Genomic DNA, 19,346 nt, shown 5'->3' with positions numbered 1-19,346 from the left:
TATGAGCAAACCAACAAAAGTGATTTGGCTGGCGATGTTGTCCCTACTTCTTTCAGGGTTTTGGCTGGCACCACTGAGTTTTGCCAGCGGTGATCACGGTGGAAGCCATGGTGGGCATAATGCGCATGAAGTGGAAAAAGGCCCTAATGGTGGCCGTTTATTAAAAGAGGGCGATCTCACCGTCGAACTGCTTATTTATGAAAGCGGGCTATCGCCGGAATTCCGTGCCTGGGTTAGTCGCGATGGTAAGCCTCTGGAAAATGCCCGCCTCTCTGTCGAGCTGGAAAGGCTCGGCGGTCATGTGGATCAAATTCCTTTTACCTGGGATTCCAATACCGGGTATTACCGTGGCGAGGGCATGGTGAGGGAGCCTCACTCTTTCAATGTAGCAGTATCTATTTTTTACAATGGCGAACGTACCGATTGGAATTTTGAATCTCATGAAGGCCGTGTGCAAATTACAAAACAGATGGCAGAGAAGGCTGGGATTAAAACGGCTGTCGCTGGTCCTGGCACTATCAAACAAAGTGTGACTCTATACGGCAAAACCGCGATAGATCACCGCAGTATCAGTCATGTGCGTGCCCGCTATCCGGGAACTGTACTCAGTATCGAAAAAGCGCTTGGTGATTTGGTGGAGAAGGGGGAGAAGCTCGCTACTATCGAATCCAATGACAGCCTGCAAACTTATCCTTTGGTAGCGCCTATAAGCGGCCAGATAATCGATAAGCAGACCAGTCGTGGCGAGTTCAGCGGTGAGCGCGTGTTATTTACCATTGCCAACTACAGTCAATTATGGGCCGAGCTGCAGGTATTTCCCACCCGTCGCGGCCAGATCAGCCGGGGTCAGAAGGTTTCCATTGTTGCTGGAGACCGCACTTTTGACTCCACCATCACCAGCCTTGCTCCAGGTGGCAATGGCCAACCCTTTGCGATTGCACGGGCAGTTATTGAAAACCCCAATGATCTCTGGACTACAGATCTGATGGTTCAGGGGCAGGTAGTGACTAGTGAAAATCCTGTGCCTTTAATAGTTGAGAACCGCGCGCTGCAACCCTTCCGACAATGGACGGTGGTGTTTATCAAAGTGGGGGATACTTACGAGATTCGCCCGCTGAAATTAGGGCGTAGTGATGGCAATGTTACCGAAGTGTTGAGCGGCCTCAATGTGGGTGATCGCTATGTCACCGAGAACAGCTACTTGATTAAAGCGGATATCGAAAAATCCGGCGCTGCGCACAACCACTAAGTGAGGCCAGAAGATGATTGAAAACATCCTGCGCTTCTCTATTGAGCGGCGCTACTTCGTTTTGTCCCTGATCTTTATATTGGTAGGGCTGGGGGTTTGGAGTTACCAGAAGCTCCCGATCGATGCGGTACCCGATATTACTAATGTTCAGGTGCAAATTAATACCGAGGCACCCGGCTATTCCCCCTTAGAGGCAGAACAGCGGATTACCTACCCAGTGGAAGCTGTTCTCGCCGGTCTGCCAAATCTGGAATATACCCGTTCAATTTCCCGCTATGGGCTGTCCCAGGTAACGGTAGTTTTTAAGGAGGGCACGGATCTCTATTTTGCGCGGAACTTAATTAATAGCCGCCTCAGCGCCATTAAGAGTAATCTGCCCCCGGAACTGGAACCGGAAATGGGGCCGATCGCCACTGGGCTCGGTGAAATTTTTATGTACACCGTTGAGGCATTACCCGGTGCTACCCAGCCAAATAGGCAACCCTACGATGCCACCGCCTTGCGCGAAATCCAGGACTGGATCATCAAACCGCAATTGTCCCTGGTACCCGGTGTTACTGAGTTGAACACCATTGGCGGCTATAACAAACAATATCACGTTACTCCCGATCCCCGGCAGATGCTCAACTTTGGTGTATCTATGGAAGATATTGCCGAGGCCCTGCGTCGCAACAATGAAAGCCGCGGTGCCGGTTATCTGGAGAAGAATGGTCGCCAATTGCTGGTGCGCTCACCAGGGCAGCTGCAAAATATCTCCGAAATTGAAGATGTAGTGATTGCCAGCCGCGCCGGCGTGCCGGTAAAAATTTCCGATGTGGCGGAAGTGGCTATTGGCAAGGAACTGCGCACCGGTGCCGCCACCCGCGATGGGAAGGAAACGGTACTGGGCACTGCCATGATGTTGGTGGGGGAGAATTCCCGTGAGGTAGCACGTAATGTAGCGGAAGCCCTGGAGCGGGTAAAAACTACGGTACCGCAAGGTATCAAGGTGGAGGCAGTTTATGATCGCACCACTCTGGTAGATAAAGCCATCGCCACAGTGCAAAAAAACCTTGTCGAAGGTGCGCTGCTGGTTATTGTCGTGCTGTTCCTGTTGCTGGGGAATATTCGTGCGGCCTTTATTACTGCTGCAGTTATTCCGCTCTCTATGCTCGCTACGATTTTCGGCATGGTGCAAACCGGCGTTTCCGCCAACCTGATGAGTCTTGGAGCCCTCGACTTCGGCCTGATTGTCGATGGGGCGGTCATTATTGTAGAGAACGCCATCCGCAGGCTTGCAGAGGCGCAGCACCGAAATGGTGGCAAGTTGCCGCTGCAAGAGCGCTTGGAGCTGGTATTCCAGGCCACCAATGAAGTTATTCGTCCAAGTTTATTCGGTGTACTGATTATTACTGTTGTATATATCCCGCTGTTCACCCTTACTGGTGTGGAGGGCAAAATGTTCCACCCAATGGCTGCAACTGTGGTGATGGCTCTGTTGGCTGCGCTGGTGCTTTCTCTGACCGTGGTTCCCGCAGCAGTTGCCGTTTTCCTCACTGGTAAAATCAGTGAGAAAGAAAACAAGGTGATCGTTGCCACCAAATACCTGTATAAGCCACTGCTTATTGCTGCGATGAAGGTTCGCTGGCTGGTGCTTTCCGGAGCTATGACGTTGGTATTGTTCTGTAGCTGGCTCGCCACCACACTTGGTTCGGAATTTATTCCCCAGCTCAACGAAGGCGATATCGCAATGCACGCCTTGCGCATTCCCGGTACCGGTCTGGAGCAATCGGTAGAAATGCAGCGTTTATTAGAGCAGCGTATTAAGGAGTTTCCACAGGTAGACAAAGTATTTGCCAAGATCGGTACACCAGAGGTGGCTACTGATCCAATGCCACCGAATGTGGCCGATAACTTTGTGATCCTGAAACCCAGGGACCAATGGCCTAACCCTAAACTGCCTCAGGAGCAATTGGTGGCGGAAATCGAAGAGGCTGTGCGCCAGTTGCCGGGCAATAATTATGAGTTTACCCAGCCAATCCAGATGCGTTTTAATGAACTGATTTCCGGTGTGCGCGCAGACCTGGGTATTAAAGTGTTCGGCGATGATCTGGATCAGCTGGCGGCATCTTCCAATGAAATTCTCGGCGTGCTGAATGGGATAGAAGGTGTTGCCGATGCGCGTGTAGAGCAGGTGGAAGGCTTACCGGTTCTCTCTGTGGTACCCAAACGCATCGCACTCGCCCGTTACGGTATCGATCTGAAAACTCTGCAGGATCTAGTGTCTACCGCTATTGGGGGTGAAGAGGCTGGCTTGATTTACGAAGGTGACCGTCGTTTCCAGCTGGTGGTACGTTTGCCGGAAAGTTTGCGCCGCGATTATGAAAACCTTGGTGATTTACCAGTGCCGTTACCCGCTGGCAGCGCATTGGGTAGCTATGTACCCCTGTCTGAAGTTGCCAGCCTGGAAATGACTCCAGCTCCCAACCAGATCAGCCGCGAAAACGGCAAGCGCCGGGTTGTGGTAACAGCTAACGTGCGCGATCGCGATCTGGGATCTTTCGTTGAAGAGGCGAGGGCGCGTATCGAGCAGCAGGTTTCTCTGCCCGCGGGATACTGGCTGGTTTACGGTGGTACTTTCGAGCAATTGGAATCTGCCAGCACCCGCCTTTCCATCGTTGTCCCACTGACGTTGCTGGTAATCCTAGGATTACTGGTAATGGCCTTTGGCTCATTCAAGGATGCCTTGATTATCTTTACCGGCGTTCCACTGGCCCTAACGGGAGGAGTCTTGGCCCTGTGGTTGCGTGATATGCCTTTGTCGATTTCAGCAGGGGTAGGATTTATTGCGCTTTCTGGTGTGGCAGTCTTAAATGGTTTGGTAATGCTCTCGTTTATCCGCCAGTTGCGCCAGCAGGGCGGTGAACTGCTGACCTCCATTATTGATGGAGCCATGATCCGCCTGCGCCCGGTATTAATGACCGCGCTGGTGGCCAGCCTCGGTTTCGTTCCGATGGCATTAAATGTAGGTACAGGAGCAGAGGTACAGAGACCGTTGGCAACGGTGGTGATTGGGGGGATTATTTCCTCTACGCTCCTGACCCTGTTTGTTCTGCCTTTGCTGTATCGGATTGTGCATGGAAGGGATGGAGTGATTAGAGAAATTACAAACCTGGCTTGATATTAATCCACTGCTGCCTGCCTTTTCTTGCGGAGTGGTAGGCAGCACCTTAGGAAAACTACTTCTACTATTTTAGGTTTTCACTGCTTGTTTCGAGTGGATGGTTAAGGTGTAAGGTGTACGGTCGTACGATATCTGTTGGTGGTATATATATTACTGAGCGGAGTACTTTTAGTGCAAGAATATTCCCACCTCTAACCAATACTTTTAACAATTTATATATGGGAATGACTTGTCTGATATTAGTAAATATCACTCTATAGTGAAGGTTCCAGTTTCCGCTTTTATAAGGGTATGATATAAAAATTAGAATAATGGTTGCAGTTATAGCTTTTGTATTGACACCTGCAGCATCCCCGCTGAGAAAAAATGCTCATGGTGAAATTAAAGAAATTATTGAAGCTTTTCGGTTATTCATAATTGAAAAGGATGAGGGAGAGTTCCACAGTCTTTTTCGCGATAAATCTGTTTTATTGTGAGGGATTCTTGTGTATAAAAGAACAGGGTTATTACCCGATCAGCTGTTCTGACTACCCATCAATGATCATCTAGGCACAATGTATAGGGGAAAGAGATGCACCATCACAAGCTGTTTAATGACAAGTCAGCGTTATATGAGGGTGCCAGGCCAAGTTATCCATCAGAACTGTTTGAGTGCTTATCTAATTTGAGTCCCTCGAATGAACTTGCGTGGGATTGTGCTTGCGGGAATGGGCAGGCCGCCGTAGGGTTGGCCGACAAATTTGATAATATATATGCTACAGATATTAGTGAAGAGCAGATCAAGAACTCCAAGGCACACTCTAAAATTAACTATACGGTAGCGCCGTCTGAGAAGTGTGAACTACCTAGTGAAAGTTGTGATCTTGTATGTGTGGCCCAGGCATTACACTGGTTTGATTATGATGCCTTTTGGCCAGAGGTTCTGAGGGTATTGAAGCCTGGAGGTATTTTTTCAGCCTGGGGTTACAATTGGCCAATCTTAGAGAGTAATTTGGAGTCTGTTTTTAATAGGCACATACTAAAAATAATAGCCCCTTACTGGGCGCCTCAGAATAAATTAATGTGGAACCATTATGCTGAGGTCAATTTCCCTTTCGAGGCCATAGTTGTTCCAAAACCAACCATGGAAGTTAACTGGAGCCTGGACGAGTTTTTTGATTTTATACATACATTCTCAGCTACACGTCGATGTATAGAGGCTATCGGAGACGGATTTTTCAGTCATGCCTATGATGAGGCGAGTAAGGTTTGGGGGATGCCTGAGGAAAGGAGGGGAATTACTTTTGATTTTGTACTATATGTTGGGCGTAAATAAGCTTAACAAGATGATATGGGTGCCTATTTTTAATTCTCTTAGTATGACCCCTATCAAGTTAAAGTGGCGGTGTTGTATAAAATCAGTGGTGAGTTATCTGTCCAATATCAATTATTAGAGGATTTTCAAATGTCTTATGCAGACGGTTTTGTAGCGGCTGTGCCTACAGCAAATAAAGAAAGCTATCTTGAGCATGCAAAAGTTGCTGCAGAAATCTTTAAAGCGCAAGGTGCTCTGAAAATTGTAGAGACGTGGGGGGATGATATACCGAGCGGTGAAGTAACTTCATTTCCTATGGCTGTAAAATGTGCTGAGAATGAAACAGTGGTATTCTCATGGGTTATATGGCCTTCTAAAGAGGTTCGTGACAGAGGGTGGCAAGTTGTTATGGATGACCCAAGAATGCACTCAGAGCAAAACCCAATGCCTTTTGATGGCAAGCGACTCATTTATGGTGGCTTTAATGTTATTCTTGAACAGTAATTGATATACGTAAACTTAGATCGAGCCTGACGCTGCAAGTTTTACTACTTTGTACTTGGCTTCACCAAGTAACCTTAAAGCTCCTCTATGCTTCATCCGCATTCTTGTAATATTAGGCTCTTTATGTAGTGATATTGTTAATCAGACCACCACATGAGGTGCATCACGATAAAGACATGTAATGCAGTCCAAACTGAGGGTGAAAGGTCAATCTGTTTAAATTTGATGTAAGAGACTAATCGAAGCTTGCCTGAGGCAGAAAAAATTTTTACACAGTCACCCGCGTGGCTCTTTCGTGGGAATGCAGCAGTTGGCTACGGTAGATTAAAGGATTGTATCGGGTTTCGGGCTGGCTAAAGGAGGAAGGACTGTCAATCAGTCTCGAAGCCATTTATCTGAATGTCTGGGCTGATAAGCATGGTAGCGACACACTGTACAAGAGCTTACTCAGTGATTTCCCTGGCCGTGAGTGGGTGTTCTTTCCTTAGCACTTCCAAGCTTAATTGCTCTTGCTCAAAGTATGGTGAAGTTGAGTGAGAGATATTTAAGGGTGGGGCGATGACTGCCAATTTTATCAGAAATCAATGTCCCGGATAAATAATATCTGGCGCTGTTTTGATTTATTTATAAGCGTGAAGTGGCTGCCCAAGGGATCTGTCGCAATAAGCATCTGTTCTGCTTCAACCTTCTGAGATTTCCGTGGGAACTCAAGTCCTCAAAAGGCTGGGGAGCAAGTGCCAATTTAAGAAAGTGTGGAAGTGATGTTCTCCAATCCCTAATTGAATGAATCTGCTATAAACGATTTCTTGCAAAGTTTTTATGCATTCTGTTTAGTCTGGATTTTTGTGTCATGAGGTAGTCTTATGTCAATCTGGGTGGATTATTATGTCATCAGCAGATAAAGGTTCGTCAAAAGAAAACCTTAAGTTGAAGCTTAAGTCAAAAAAAGAATGTGATTCTTGTGTTGAACCCGTAGTTCATAAATATGGAGCCAATAAGCTTTGTGTCACCGACAAGGTTGGATTTCCTACTTTAGGTAATAAATCCCCGTTGGATCTGGTGTTGCATAGCGGTGAAGGGTACATTCCATTATGGGAGAAGGGCGCGACTCTGAGATGGAAGTTTGATAAGGAATCACTGAAGTATTTTAAAAATCCAGATGAGATAAAGGGGTATATTCGTGCTCTCCTGGGAGAGGCATTGTTGAAGTGGGGCGATGCTTCCCCTGTGAGATTTAACGAGAACCCAAATGTTTGGGATTTTAAGATTAGGGTGGAGCCCACAGAGAACTGTAGTGTAGTTGGTTGTACTTTAGCGCGTGCCTTTTTTCCAAACCCGGGGCGCAATGAGTTAGTGCTTTATCCCACAATGTTTGAGCAAAGTCGGAAGGAGCAGGTTGACACAATGATTCATGAGTTGGGTCATATATTCGGGCTTAGACATTTTTTTGCAGATGTGAAGGAAAAGGCCTGGCCCAGTGTGATTTATGGTGAGCACAAGCCTTTCTCAATTATGAATTATGGAGAAAAAAGTGAACTCACAGAAGCTGATAAGAATGATTTGAAAAATCTGTATAAATTGGCATGGGCAGGTGAGCTTACAGAAATTGATGACGCACAAATCAAGTTTGTTAAGCCATGTCATGAAACTATCCTTCTTGAAACAATGCCTTATGAATGTTCACATGGATAAAAGAAAAGCTCGATTAGAGATGTCCTAGAGGCCTGAGGCACTTTAAATAATCAAATTTATGTTATTAGCTTGTCAGTGAATGGCAATGTTTCAGCCTCTCTTGGTTTTAAGTTAAAAAGTCGCTGTATCTTAAGTCGAAAAATCTCCTCTACAGACGCAATAGGTAATCCGGGCTTCAGAGAATCGGATCTAGTGTTTTTGGCAGATAGTTGGGTTTCACTCCCTTTTTTGGGCCTCAGTTGACATTCCAGTACCTTTCCACTAGTTTCGCGACCACGATAAGAGGTGCCTTCTGCCTGTAATTGGCTGGGAAGGTTAAACGGGAAGTCCGGTATTCCGGCGCTGCCCCCGCAACGGTGATCCGCTTAAGAGAGCGGTAAGCCCGATACCGGCCTCTATTCGAAACACGATGGAGCGGAGGGCTACCATCTTGCAATACGATCTACCACGCTTTTGCGTGCCGCATTGCTATTCCTCCCTCGATCCCATGAGCTTATGTCCTTAGGGGTTGAAACTTGAAAAAGTCTTTATTGAGTCTGGCTGTACTGTCAGCTGCGAGCTTGCCAGCTTTTGGTGAATCCACCGATAGCGAATCATCTATTCCTGACCTGGAAACTGTAGTCGTAGTGAGCTCTCGTCAAAGCGAGCCACTACGCAGGGTTGCTACCTCGGTGACGGTACTGGACGAACAACAACTAAAAGCGCGGGGGTTGGCTTCCCTGGCTGATGTCCTGCGTAGTGTGCCGTCGGTTTCCGTAACCAATACCGGCGGAATGGGCCGGACAACCTCCCTGCAGGTGCGAGGTGAGTCTGGTTTCAGAACCCTGGTGCTGATGGATGGTATCGATATTTCCGATCCCTCAAACCCCCAGGGCGGCGCACATGTTGAACATATTATGAGTAGCAACCTGCAGCGTGTTGAGCTTCTACGTGGTCCTCAAGGTATGCTCTATGGTGCGGATGCTGGTGGTGTACTCGACATCTCGACTCGACGTGAGGATGAAGGGCAGCAATATGAACTATCTGCTGAGGGTGGCCGCTACGATTCCCAGCGCTACAACGCCAGCGCCAGCGGTGGTAATGACACACTGGATTATTTTCTGTCCGTAGCGAAGGCGGAGACTGACGGCTTTAATACGAGCAGTGACGATACCGAATTTAGAGATGATGATGGCTACGATAATGAGACGATGCACGGTCGCGCTGGGTGGAATCTGTCGGAGCAATGGCGAGTAGAAGCGGTAGTGCGGGATACTGATGCCATGGGGGAGTATGATCGCTGTGGTGGGCCGGAAAGATTGGATGACTGTACATTTGAGTATAGCCAGGAGAGTGCGCGAGTCAGCTTGGCCCACAAAGGTGAGATTGGGCAACAGGAGTTGTCTTATACACACTTAGATACGAGTCGTACTTATGTTTCTGGCTGGGGTCCTTACCATACTGAGGGAGATGCTAAAAAGCTAAATCTCACCGGTTCCCATGACTTTTCTAACGATCATTCAATGCTTTATGGAGTGGAGCAGCGAAAGGACACTATGGGGGATGCAGATCGGGATCAGTGGGCCCTGTACTCTGAGTATCAGGGAAACTATGCCGATCAGGCATTTGTCACCTTGGGACTTCGCCATGATGACAGCTCAGATTTCGGCAGCCATAACAGTTTTCGGGCCAGCTCGGCTTACCTGTTTGATCAGGTGGCAGGTGGTGCAGTAAAGCTAAAGGCCAGCTATGGTACCGGCTTCCGTGCTCCCAGCTTGTATGAGGTTAACCACAATGCCACCGCAACTGATTGGTTGACTTTTGAGCCGCTAGAACTGCCAACACTATCGCCGGAAGAGAGCCGGGGCCTGGATATTGGTGTCGAGTATTTTGGTGAAGATACGCTGTATCTTGAGATTGTGCTGTTTAACCAGGTCATTGAAAATGAAGTTGGCTGGGATGGGAATGCGAGTGGATATCTTCAGAGCAGTGGAGAAAGCAAATCCCGTGGAGTTGAATTGAATACTGAAACCCAGGTTACCGATACCCTGTTGTTATCGGCCAACTACACCTTTACCGATACCGAAGAGGCTGATGGTTCACCGCGAGCACGCCGTCCAGAGCATCTGGCTAATCTGGGCTTTACCTATAAGCCGACCGGCGCTCTCAGTCTTCTGGTGAATCTCCGTTCCAGTGCTGGAGCGGAAGATAAAGATGGCTCCTCCATAGATGATTACCAAGTGTTGGATGCTAGCGTACGTTACCAGTTGAATAAGGCTACCACTGTTTACATTCGTGGAGAAAACCTCACGGATGAAGACTATGAGGAAGTGCCAGGGTATAACACCGCAGGCGCTGCTGCGTATGCTGGTGTGGAATTTAGCTTCTAAAGCACTCTCTATAATAGATTCTTGAACTGAGGTGACCATGTCGGAAGATCAGCAGAAAAAAAATGCCAAGCACAAACAGGCAATGCAAAAACACAAGGCCAAGGTTGATGCAAATATTGCAGCGGCCGATGTCCAGCGTGGAGTTGCTGTATTGTTAACTGGTAATGGTAAGGGAAAGTCCAGCTCTGCTTTCGGCATGGTTATACGAGCATTGGGTTATGGCCAGAAAGTGGGTGTGGTGCAATTTATTAAAGGCGCGCAGCACTCTGGGGAAGAACTCTTTTTGAAGAATCACTGTCCGGAAGTAACCCTTTACCAAATGGGTACCGGTTTTACCTGGAATACCCAGGATCGCACTAGCGATATAGCGGCAGCGGAGAGAACCTGGACAGAGGCAGAGAAAATGCTTACCGATACCAGCTATGACCTGGTGGTGTTGGACGAATTGACCTACATGCTCGCCTACAAATACCTGGATGAATCACAGGTATTGGAAACGCTGGCTCAGCGTCCGTTAGAGCAGAGTGTAGTAGTGACCGGCCGCGGTGGCGGTAGTGCGTTGCAAGAGCTTGTGGATACTGTGTCCGAAGTAAAAGATATAAAACACGCGTTTAAGGCTGGAATAAAAGCCAGAAAAGGAGTTGATTACTAAGGTCTGTTAGCACTACTAAGTTGTACTCACTATGTCCGTTTTGATGATCCAGGGCACCACTTCTGATGCCGGTAAAAGTACATTGGTGGCGGCGCTCGCCCGCTATTTCTCCCGCCGCGGTGTACGTGTTGCACCATTCAAACCGCAAAATATGGCACTTAACAGCGCGGTAACTGCGGATGCGGGTGAAATAGGGAGGGCACAGGCTCTGCAGGCGCAGGCGTGTGGAATAGAGCCGCACAGCGATATGAACCCCGTGCTGCTTAAACCTGCTTCAGACACTGGGGCCCAGGTGATTATCCAAGGCAGGGCGCTGGGAAATATGCAGGCTCTGGATTATCACCATTACAAATCCACTGCACAAAATGCTGTGCTGGATTCCTTCGAACGCCTTAGTAACGAGTATGATTTGTTACTGGTGGAAGGTGCCGGTAGCCCGGCGGAAATTAACCTGCGGGAAAACGATATTGCCAATATGGGTTTTGCCGAGGCAGTGGATTGCCCGGTGGTATTGATTGCCGATATTGATCGCGGTGGTGTTTTCGCTCACTTAGTGGGTACCCTCGAATTATTGTCCCCTTCAGAGCGTGAGCGCGTTGTTGGTTTTGTGATCAACCGGTTTCGTGGTGACCTGCAATTGTTACAGCCAGGGCTTGACTGGCTGGAAGAGTACACCGGTAAACCTGTGCTCGGTGTATTGCCCTATCTCCACGACCTGTACCTTGATGCGGAAGATGCGATTAGCACACAGCAGGCTGATACTGATGCCCGGTTAAAGGTAGTGGTACCTGTGCTACCGCGCATTAGCAACCATACAGATTTTGATGCACTGAGATTACATAGGGATATCGACCTGCAATTTGTCAGTGTCCGCGAGCCAATTCCCTCTTGCGACTGGATTATTCTGCCAGGAAGTAAAAATGTACGGGCTGATCTGGCCTATCTAAAGGAAAATGACTGGCCTACACAGCTGGATCGACACTTACGTTACGGTGGAAAACTCATAGGTATTTGCGGTGGCTTACAGATGCTGGGAAAAGAGGTACAGGACCCAGATGGGATAGAAGATGCGCCTGGAAGTGAACGGGGCCTTGGATACCTGGATTACACAACCAGGCTGCAGCCAGTAAAGGCACTGAAAAATGTTACCGGGTTTCTTTCTTTGGGAAATCAGGAAAAAGAAAAGACGAATATCGTCATACATGGCTATGAAATTCACTGCGGGACTACAGAGGGACCATCCTTGGAGACTCCTGCGGTATACCTGCATGAAGAGGATGGAAACCTCAGGCCAGATGGTGCTATCAGTGCGGATGGCCAGGTGATCGCTACTTATGTGCATGGATTTTTTGATTCACCCCAAGCGCAAAAGTTGCTGCTTGCCTGGGGCGGTCTAAAAGGTAGCCTGCCGCTGGATCTGAATGCCTACCGCCAGAAACAATTGGACAGACTGGCTGATTCGATTGCCGAACATATGCAGGGCACTTGGCTCAAGCAGTTTGAAACGACTCAGAATATGGCGGCTCTGCGAGGGGAGAGCCAGTGACTATTACCCGTATCAGAGCTTTGAGTCTTGCCTGGTGGGTGCTGCCGGCATTACTTGCGTCATGTTTCGTCACCGCAGTGGCGATAGGGGCGGTGTACTTATCTCCATCGCAGGTATTCGTCGCGCTGAGTGGGCAGGGCGAAGGGGGACTGGCCCGTGATATCGTTCATGCAATACGTCTGCCTAGAGCACTACTGGCCGCAGCGGTAGGAGCGGTGCTCGCTATCTGCGGCGCCATGTTACAGGGTTTATTTCGTAATCCACTTGCGGATCCATCATTAATAGGTGTTACCGCTGGCGCTTCTTTCGGTGCCTGCCTGGCTATTCTACTCGGCGCGGAAGTGGCGGGAGCCTTTGGAAGCTTGCCAATGGTATCGATAGCTGCGTTTTGCGGCGGCCTGATAGCGGTGGCACTGGTTTATAAGGTGGCAAAAGGTATCAATGGAACTTCAGTGGCAACCATGCTGCTGATGGGTATTGCCGTTACCGCCTTTTCTGCCAGCTTGGTCGGGTTGATGGAGTATTTTGCCGACAATGAAATGCTTCGCCGTATCAGCCTCTGGCGGATGGGCGGACTGGATGCGGCGAGCTATCCCCGCGCTTTTCTGGTTTTGGCGGTGCTAGGTTCCTTGCTTGTTAGCATGTCCCGATTCGGGGCTTCACTTAATGTTCTTCTTTTGGGGGAGTCCCAGGCGCGGCATCTTGGAATCGATGTCGAGCGGGTAAAAACCACCCTGATTGTGCTCGTTGCTGCAGGGGTGGGAACTTCGGTCGCCGCTGCCGGCAGTATCGCTTTTGTCGGCTTGGTGGTACCGCATATGGTGCGCTTGTGGGTGGGGCCGGATCACCGCCAGCTGCTGCCCCTATCCGCACTGGCTGGGGCAATCCTGTTACTGATCTCCGATACCCTCGCGCGCACGGTTATTGCTCCGGTGGAGATACCGGTGGGACTGATTACCGCACTGATCGGGGTACCGTTTTTCGTTTCCTTGTTGCGCAAAAGCCGAGGGGGTCTCTAGTGGCTCTGCTATACGCAGAGGGAGTCTCTGTCAGTGTGGACAATCGACCACTACTTACCGACGTACACCTTGAGGTTGATGTCGGCGAACTGGTTTGTGTAATTGGTCCGAATGGCGCTGGTAAGTCGACTCTGTTACGTGCACTTTGTGGCGAAGCCGCGATGGAGAATGGGCGGGTTTATTTTAAAAGTGAGTCTCTCTCCAGTTTGCCTGCCCGTAATCGAGCAAGGCAACTGGCCGTTTTACCGCAGAACAATTCGCTTTCATTTGCTTTTACCGGGCTGGAACTGGTGGCTCTTAGTCGAACACCACATGCGACAGGAACTGAGCGAGATAGGAAAATCTGTCTGGAAGCCATGGCGGCGCTAGATGTTAGCCACTTATCCGAACGTCTCTATCCCACACTATCGGGCGGTGAACAGCAGCGATTGCAGCTGGCAAGGGTAATGGCCCAAATCTGGCGTGCTGAAGACGGAGGCGATCGTTTGCTTTTGTTAGATGAGCCGGCCACCAGCCTCGATATCGCACATCAGTATGGAATGATGAGGGCTGTGCGGGATTTTGCCCGGAGCGGCGTGGCTGTTGTGATGACGGTGCACGATCTCGCCCATGCCAGTGGTTACAGCGACCGGATTCTCGCCCTGAAGCAAGGGCGCAGTATGGCTTATGGGAGCGCTGAAAACGTGCTGACAGCAGAAAATATGCAACAGCTTTATGGGTACAGTGTCACGGTGATACCACATCCAGTGACGGGTAAATCTCTGGTGGTGGCTGATGTATAGCAATAGTGAAGTGCACTTGATACTGGGCGGCGCCCGCAGCGGTAAAAGCCGACTGGCACAGCAGCGCGCTGAACACTGGTTACAAAGCAATAACGCAAGCGGGCTTACTTATGTGGCAACTGCCACTGCAGGGGACGAGGAAATGCGTTCGCGTATCGCTCAACACCAGAGTGAACGGGATCAACGCTGGCAGACCATAGAAGAGCCCATCGCTCTGGCTGAAGCTCTGATAGCAGCTCCACACACCCACTGTATTCTAGTGGATTGCCTGACCCTGTGGCTCAGCAACTGTATCCATCAGGGGGTATGGGAACGCGAACGTAACGCACTGCTGCAATGCATCGAGCTAAAGCGTAGCAATCCAAACAACGGCGCTACTCCCTGGATTTTTGTTAGCAATGAGGTTGGCTCGGGCATAGTGCCACTTGGGCAGTTATCCCGGGAATTTGTGGACGCTGCAGGGTGGTTGCACCAGGCGTTGGCGGAAAGGGCAGACAGCGTAACCCTGGCCATTGCCGGTTTACCGCTAACTGTTAAATAAATTGAGCGCGAGAGGCATATAACCATGGCGGATAAAATGCACTGGCTTTATCAGCCGGCTCCAGCGCCGGACCAATCTGCTCGACATGCAGCTACAGCTCGACAGAAACAATTAATAAAGCCGGAAGGTGCGCTCGGCCGGCTGGAAAGTATCGCTATAGATTTTGCCGGATTCCAGGGCAGAGAGCGACCTCAGCTGGAACACCTGTCTGTACGTGTGTTCGGAGCCGATCATGGTATCGCTGCCCAGGGAACATCCCGGTTCCCCCAGGCAGTCACTTCGGTGATGCTCAATATTTTTTGCGAGGGTGGTGCTGCAATCAATGTGTTGAGCCGCGAGCATAATGCCGATTTTGCTGCAATCAACCTGGGCTGTGTGGTACCTGTTGAGCATCCTGAACTGATAGATGAATTCATAGCGCCCTCTACGGCAGATTTTTCTCAGAGTAATGCTGCGATGACTCAGACGCAGCTGGTATGTGCACTTAATGCTGGGCGCCGACAGTCCAGCAATAGTGACTGTTTTATCGGCGGTGATATGGGCATCGGCAACACCGCCTCAGCGGCTGCTATTTTTGCAGCGCTGTTCGATTTGAAAGTGGTCGATATCACAGGCCGTGGAACTGGTATTGATGATGAGGTACTCGCTCGCAAGGTTGAGCTGATTGAATCGGCGCTGGAACAGCACCGTTCAGCGTTGAGCTCTCCACTAGACATTCTGCGTATTCTGGGCGGTTTTGAAATTGCCGCATTGGTCGGGGCTTTTATCGCCAATGCCCAGCGCAGTACTCCGGTATTGGTCGACGGATTTATGGCCACGGCCGCAGCCGCTATTGCGGGGGCTATCAACCCCTCAGTAAAACCCTGGTTACTTTATGCCCATTTATCTGATGAATTCGGTCACAAATTGGCTCTAGAGTGTATGGGGGTTAGCCCCATGCTTAACTTCAATATGCGGTTGGGGGAGGGCACCGGTGCTGTATTGGCGGTGAGTATTATCAGGCAAGCACTTAACCTGCATAACAAAATGTTTACCTTCAGCGAAGCAGGTGTACCTATTGCGGATTGATTTGTTACGCCATGGTGCCTGCTCTGGCGGTAGTATATTTCGTGGGCAGATTGATGTCCCCTTGACTGACGAAGGCTGGGCTCAGATGACTCGTGGGCTTGAGGAGCTAGCTGGCTCATGGGATCGAATCGTTACTTCCCCACTGGGTCGATGCCAGGCTTTCGCTGCCCAACTTGGCTTCGATAAAAAGTTGCCAGTGAGATCCTCTTCGGGTATCCGCGAAATTGGTTTTGGGGAGTGGGAAGGGCAGTCGGTCGATAAAATCTGGACCGAGCAACAAGCATTGTGTGATGCATGGAGCCGTGAGCCAGACAAGTACTCCCCCCAGGTGGCGAATCTTTTACAGCTTTTAAGTCCAGGGTACTACAGACTATTAGCGAGCTGGCTGTTTGCTACTCGGGAGAATCCTTGCTATTGGTGACCCATGGTGGCGTGATCAAGTTATTGCTGAGCATTGCCCATGGTTGGGGCCCCAGTCAGATGATGTCGTTACAGGTGGGGTATGGATTTGCCGCATCAATGGAATACGACTGCAATAGCGAGACTTTTGGGATTCCCTACCCGGAGCAGGGTGCCTATGTTTATTGTCCGTAAGTTTTCAGATCTTATCCAGGCATTCCTATATGCACTGGTCTTTCTCACCCGGCTGCCAGTAGCTGGATTGTTGCGACGGGTCGATAACGAAACAGTAGAGCGGTCAATATACTTCTATCCGTTAGTTGGGGTTGTTATTGGACTCCTATTATCTGCCGCAGCATACCTGCTGGCCCCACTGGGAATTCAGCTACAGGCGTCAATATTGCTGGGATTTTGGGTCATTTTAACTGGTGCCTTACATCTTGATGGCCTTGCCGATTGTACTGATGCCTACTTTGCCGGTCACAAATGCGCTGCCCCTGAAGAGCGGCGCAATCGAATCCTGACTGTAATGCATGATCCACATTGTGGCTCAGTTGCGGTTGTTGCCCTTGTTGTATTTCTACTGATTAAATTCGCAGCGATCGCAACTCTACTTACAACCCAGCCGGATGCGATAGAAAACTGGATATACCTGCCGCTGGTACTGTCGCCGATGTTGGCCAGGGCAGCAGCGTTATCTCTAATGAGTATTTCAGACTACGCCCGTGTGGAGGGTTTTGTTCCACCATCTGGCTCAAAGAGAAGGTGGGAACTATTACCTGTGGTAGTTATCGTTATGGCCATCGCCTTTGCAGCAGCTCCTATAGCCATCGTAGTTGGAATGGCTATTGCTTTACCTGTGCTGATTCTTTGTTGGCGCCACTTATGGGAGAAAACTATCGGTGGCTATACCGGTGATTGTCTGGGTGGCCTGGTCGAAATTATCGAACTTACAGTACTAATTCTGTGGGTAGCTCTTGCCAGTATTTGAAATTTGAGTGTTACAAAACAATAAATTTAGAGTTAGACGAGTTAAATGATGTCTCGCAGTATTTTCACAATCTTCATTACTACCCTGAGCCTTTTTTGGGTAGGCTCTTGTTGGGCCGATAAACCAGTACGTGTACAGGATGCACGGGGGCACTGGATCGAATTGGCAGCGCCGGCAGAGCGTATTGTTGCCCTGGCTCCACATATTGTAGAAAATTTCTACAGCGCAGGTGCGGGAGAGAAGCTGGTTGCTGCTGTTAGCTACAGCGATTATCCCGAGCAGGCAAAGAAGTTACCAAAGATTGGCAATTACAAGGCACTAAGCTATGAATCTTTGCTGGCTCTGAAACCGGATCTGATTGTCGCCTGGGGGTCGGGAAATGGCGATGAAATGATTCAAAAGCTGGATGATCTCGGCTTTACGGTATTCGTTACTGAGTCCCGAACTCTGGAAGATATTGCAAAGAATGTAAGACTATTTGGTGAGCTTGCCGGCACAACGGAGAATGCGGATCGCACCGCAAGCGAGTGGCTTAAGAGGCTAAATGAACTCCAGCATAGCAACAAGAAAAAAACACCGGTAAGTGTATTCTACCAGGTATGGAATGACCCACTCCAAACACTCAACGGCGAGCATTTGATCAGCGATGTGATCCAAACTTGTAGTGGTCGTAATGCATTTGCTGATGCAATGGTTTTAGCGCCCAAGATCAGTATCGAGTCTGTTCTTAACCGGAATCCTGACGTGATTATTTCCAGCGGCATGGGAGAAAGCCGACCAGATTGGCTGGATGCCTGGAAAGACTATCCGACACTCACTGCAGTGAAAAATGACAGCCTCTATTTTGTACCCCCAGATATTATCCAGAGGCATACCTTTAGAGTGTTGGATGGGATGGAAATGGTTTGTGATTATCTGAACAATGAGCGAATGAAGATTGATGCAGGTACTACAGCTAAAGATGGTCTGTAATTCTCAATGAAGTGGAAAAATAAAAAATTCCGGCGAACACTAAAGGTAATTTATATATTAGGCAGTGGTGGCATTCAGTGTTTGAGAGGTGCACATGCTGAAAATATTCTCCTAGTTTATGAGTAGTACAGTCGATATGGACCAATTCTGCTTAAACCATCCGAAGATTTGCCCTCTTATAAAGAATTAAGTGCCAGGGCTATTGACATATCGGGGAATACCATAAAATATTGAGATCGCTTTCAGGCAAAAGCGTGTATACCCATGGTCTATTCGTGAGGTGATCAAGTATTGTTCGTCCTGATTGCCTGTCATGATTATCTGTTCCGCTATGTATGATGTGCTTTGTATAGCGCTCCTTAAAGTATCTCCGTAATCAGAAGGAGATGGATTTTTTATGATGCATAAATAAACTGATAATTATATTTTAAATTAATTTCTGGGTTTTAATAAAAATTGGAGGGAAATGATGTTTACAATAGACGAAAATGACTTCAATCGAACGTATGATGAAAAGCGCGACACTCTAGTTTTAAAAGATGACTTGCCTGTTGCGGTTAGAGATGAGCAAGTCTTAAGGAGTCTTGGAACCGTTATATCAATCCCAGGAGTTACTTCAGATAATGCTCTCCGCCTAAAAAATATTACAAACTCGACACTGAGGGATTATATTCCAGAGGAAGAGCATATTTGGGTCAACCCTAATTATACAAGTTATGGAACTGCGTGGGAGAAAGCTGGTTTCGAAAAGCCTGATAGTGGTCTGGGTGACTTGGATCACCTTCATTCCAAAGAATGGGCAAAAAAAGGGGGATATGGGTATGTTGTCCTGATTCCCGTCAGATCGGGCGTAAATAGAAGCGCGGGTACCCTCGAAAAAAGCCAGGTAAGTTTAACCTCGCGAAATCATAGCCTCAAAGAACCTATTTTCTATGGCAATCATATTCACTGGGGCAAAATATGGAAACTTAAAATCGATCTTAGACGTGATTGAATGCAGATTTTATAGTGTTAAATCTGATTTTAGGCTTGATTCCACAGTGACATTTTTAGAGGGTGCTTGTCAGGTGAATTCTAATTTAGTAAAGATAAACTAGCATAATTG

The 19,346-nt window shown here is 48.7% G+C and carries 15 protein-coding genes, 1 pseudogene and 1 riboswitch; all 16 genes and pseudogenes read left to right on the top strand.

Annotation, left to right across the window (positions count from 1 at the left end; genetic code table 11):
- The first annotated feature begins 1 nt into the window (after position 1).
- The 16 genes and pseudogenes from GL2_RS18395 (at position 2) to GL2_RS18315 (ending at position 19,235) form a co-directional block, all read left to right on the top strand.
- A complete protein-coding gene (locus tag GL2_RS18395) occupies positions 2-1,249 on the top strand; it encodes an efflux RND transporter periplasmic adaptor subunit (RefSeq protein WP_143732196.1) in 1,248 nt (415 codons plus the stop codon).
- Positions 1,250-1,262: 13 nt separating this feature from the next.
- Positions 1,263-4,409 carry an efflux RND transporter permease subunit gene (locus GL2_RS18390; RefSeq protein ID WP_143732195.1) on the top strand — a complete coding sequence of 1,049 codons (3,147 nt, stop codon included), beginning with the start codon at positions 1,263-1,265 and terminating at the stop codon, positions 4,407-4,409.
- A 574-nt stretch (positions 4,410-4,983) separates the two neighbouring features.
- The gene (locus GL2_RS18385; RefSeq protein WP_143732194.1) at positions 4,984-5,727 is read left to right on the top strand and encodes a class I SAM-dependent methyltransferase; all 744 of its coding nucleotides are present in this window, start codon (positions 4,984-4,986) and stop codon (positions 5,725-5,727) included.
- 72 nt (positions 5,728-5,799) lie between these two features.
- On the top strand, positions 5,800-6,210 hold the full coding sequence (locus GL2_RS18380; protein WP_232053681.1) for a DUF1428 domain-containing protein: 411 nt from the start codon (positions 5,800-5,802) through the stop codon (positions 6,208-6,210).
- An 885-nt stretch (positions 6,211-7,095) separates the two neighbouring features.
- Positions 7,096-7,902: a matrix metalloproteinase-11 gene (locus GL2_RS18375; RefSeq protein WP_143732193.1), complete on the top strand. Its 807-nt coding sequence runs from the start codon at positions 7,096-7,098 to the stop codon at positions 7,900-7,902.
- A 266-nt stretch (positions 7,903-8,168) separates the two neighbouring features.
- Positions 8,169-8,314: riboswitch (cobalamin riboswitch) on the top strand.
- A gap of 103 nt (positions 8,315-8,417) precedes the next feature.
- Complete coding sequence (locus GL2_RS18370; RefSeq protein ID WP_143732192.1) at positions 8,418-10,271, top strand: TonB-dependent siderophore receptor; 1,854 nt, start codon at positions 8,418-8,420, stop codon at positions 10,269-10,271.
- A 37-nt stretch (positions 10,272-10,308) separates the two neighbouring features.
- Positions 10,309-10,923, top strand: a complete 615-nt coding sequence (gene cobO / locus GL2_RS18365) for a cob(I)yrinic acid a,c-diamide adenosyltransferase (RefSeq protein WP_143732191.1) — start codon at positions 10,309-10,311, stop codon at positions 10,921-10,923.
- Positions 10,924-10,954: 31 nt separating this feature from the next.
- Complete coding sequence (locus GL2_RS18360; protein ID WP_143732190.1) at positions 10,955-12,469, top strand: cobyric acid synthase; 1,515 nt, start codon at positions 10,955-10,957, stop codon at positions 12,467-12,469.
- Complete coding sequence (locus GL2_RS18355; protein ID WP_143732189.1) at positions 12,466-13,488, top strand: iron ABC transporter permease; 1,023 nt, start codon at positions 12,466-12,468, stop codon at positions 13,486-13,488. The genes GL2_RS18360 and GL2_RS18355 overlap by 4 nt, the downstream gene beginning before the upstream one ends.
- The gene (locus GL2_RS18350) at positions 13,488-14,270 is read left to right on the top strand and encodes a heme ABC transporter ATP-binding protein (RefSeq protein ID WP_143732188.1); all 783 of its coding nucleotides are present in this window, start codon (positions 13,488-13,490) and stop codon (positions 14,268-14,270) included. Before GL2_RS18355 ends, GL2_RS18350 begins: the two co-directional genes overlap by 1 nt.
- The gene (gene cobU / locus GL2_RS18345; RefSeq protein ID WP_143732187.1) at positions 14,263-14,811 is read left to right on the top strand and encodes a bifunctional adenosylcobinamide kinase/adenosylcobinamide-phosphate guanylyltransferase; all 549 of its coding nucleotides are present in this window, start codon (positions 14,263-14,265) and stop codon (positions 14,809-14,811) included. Before GL2_RS18350 ends, cobU begins: the two co-directional genes overlap by 8 nt.
- A gap of 24 nt (positions 14,812-14,835) precedes the next feature.
- Positions 14,836-15,879: a nicotinate-nucleotide--dimethylbenzimidazole phosphoribosyltransferase gene (gene cobT / locus GL2_RS18340; protein WP_143732186.1), complete on the top strand. Its 1,044-nt coding sequence runs from the start codon at positions 14,836-14,838 to the stop codon at positions 15,877-15,879.
- Positions 15,860-16,473, top strand: a pseudogene (locus GL2_RS18335) (histidine phosphatase family protein). Before cobT ends, GL2_RS18335 begins: the two are co-directional and overlap by 20 nt.
- Complete coding sequence (gene cobS / locus GL2_RS18325) at positions 16,457-17,269, top strand: adenosylcobinamide-GDP ribazoletransferase (protein WP_143732183.1); 813 nt, start codon at positions 16,457-16,459, stop codon at positions 17,267-17,269. The pseudogene GL2_RS18335 and the gene cobS overlap by 17 nt, the downstream one beginning before the upstream one ends.
- Positions 17,270-17,314: 45 nt before the next feature.
- Positions 17,315-18,241, top strand: coding sequence for a cobalamin-binding protein (locus tag GL2_RS18320; RefSeq protein ID WP_143732182.1), 927 nt, complete (start codon positions 17,315-17,317; stop codon positions 18,239-18,241).
- A gap of 466 nt (positions 18,242-18,707) precedes the next feature.
- On the top strand, positions 18,708-19,235 hold the full coding sequence (locus GL2_RS18315; RefSeq protein WP_143732181.1) for a hypothetical protein: 528 nt from the start codon (positions 18,708-18,710) through the stop codon (positions 19,233-19,235).
- The last annotated feature ends 111 nt before the right edge of the window (positions 19,236-19,346 follow it).

Origin of the sequence: Microbulbifer sp. GL-2, from assembly GCF_007183175.1 — a bacterium.
Lineage (GTDB): Bacteria > Pseudomonadota > Gammaproteobacteria > Pseudomonadales > Cellvibrionaceae > Microbulbifer.
Note: the sequence above shows the minus strand (reverse complement) of the source record. Positions and strands in the feature narration are given on the sequence as shown.